Origin of the sequence: Actinomadura sp. 3N508 (assembly GCF_044326375.1) — a bacterium.
Taxonomy (GTDB): Bacteria; Actinomycetota; Actinomycetes; order Streptosporangiales; family Streptosporangiaceae; genus Spirillospora.
In genome coordinates, this window is the sequence record NZ_JBIRAX010000036.1 from 1 (window position 1) to 1,421 (window position 1,421).

The 1,421-nt window shown below is 67.3% G+C and carries 1 protein-coding gene; it reads right to left on the reverse strand.

Features of this window, described 5'->3' with window-relative positions:
- Window positions 1-58: 58 nt before the first annotated feature.
- Window positions 59-1,300 carry an IS256 family transposase gene (locus tag ACH34S_RS41910; RefSeq protein ID WP_395958511.1) on the reverse strand — a complete coding sequence of 414 codons (1,242 nt, stop codon included), beginning with the start codon at window positions 1,298-1,300 and terminating at the stop codon, window positions 59-61.
- Window positions 1,301-1,421 lie beyond the last annotated feature (121 nt).

A 1,421-nucleotide genomic window follows, 5' to 3' on the forward strand; every position in this document is an offset into this window, starting at 1 on the left:
CGGTCACGTCCAGCGGAGTGGTGTAAGAGTCGCCTCCGCGTGATCCTGTTTCTGCAGGTTAAGCGGTGAGTTCTCGCTTGTCGATCTTGGGGTCGGGTGTGGTGTCTTCGATCACCCGCAAGCGTGCTTTGGCCAGGAATTCCAGGCCCATGTAGCGGCGGGCTTCAGTCCACTCATCGGTCTGTTCCATCAGCACCGCGCCGACCAGCCGGACGATCGCGGCCCGGTCGGGGAAGATCCCGACCACGTCAGTGCGCCGCCGGATCTCCTTGTTGAGGCGTTCCTGGGGATTGTTGGACCAGATCTGTCGCCACAGCTGCCGCGGGAAAGCGGTGAAGGCCAGCAGATCGTCGCGGGCGACATCCAGGTGCTCGGCGGCGTCAGGGTGCTTGGTCTCCAGCGAGGCGACCACGCGGGCGTGCTGGGCATGGACCTCCTCGGCAGCGGGCTGGTCGAAGATGGTCCGCACCAGCGTCGCCACCCACGGCTGCGCCGCCTTGGGCACCCTGGTCAGCAGATTGCGCAGGTAGTGCGTCCGGCACCGCTGCCAGCCCGCGCCGGGCAGGGTCGATCCGATGGCCTCGACCAGGCCGGCGTGGGCGTCGGAGATGACCAGTTGGACACCGGTCAGGCCGCGGGCGACCAGCCCGCGCAGGAACGCCAGCCACCCGGCGCCGTCCTCGGCCGAGGTCACCTCGATGCCGAGGATCTCGCGGTGCCCGTCGGCGTTGACGCCGGTGGCCACCAGCACGTGCACGTTGACGATGCGGCCGCCCTCACGGACCTTCTGGGTCAAGGCGTCCACCCACACGAACGCATACGGCCCGCCCTCCAAAGGGCGGTTGCGGAACGCCGCCACCTGCGCGTCCAGCACCTTCGACATCTCCGAGACCTGGCTTTTGGAGATGCCCTTGATGCCCATCTGTTCCACCAGCTTGTCCACCCGCCGCGTCGAGACGCCCAGCAGATAACTGGTGGCCACCACGCTGACCAGGGCCTGCTCGGCCCGCCGACGCCGCTCCAGCAGCCACTCGGGGAAGTAGGACCCCGACCGCAGCTTGGGGATGGCCAGCTCCACTGTTCCGGCGCGGGTGTCCCAATCGCGGGACCGGTAGCCGTTGCGGCGATTGACCCGCCCGTCGGAGCGTTCGCCGTAACCGGCACCGCAGACGACGTCGGCCTCGGCCGACATCAACGCCTCGGCCATCGCCTTGACCATCGACCGCAACAGATCCGGCTCACACGCCCCGATCTGCTCGGCAATCCACTCGGCAGGGTCCACACTGTTGTCCACGGCCACCGCGTTCCTCTCCTTCGTTCTTGATCATCCATCTCGAAGGATCTACGCGGTGGCCGTCTCACGTCACGACGCCACGCTCTTCACCTGCGGAAACTCGTACACCACCTCCGTGGACGCAACC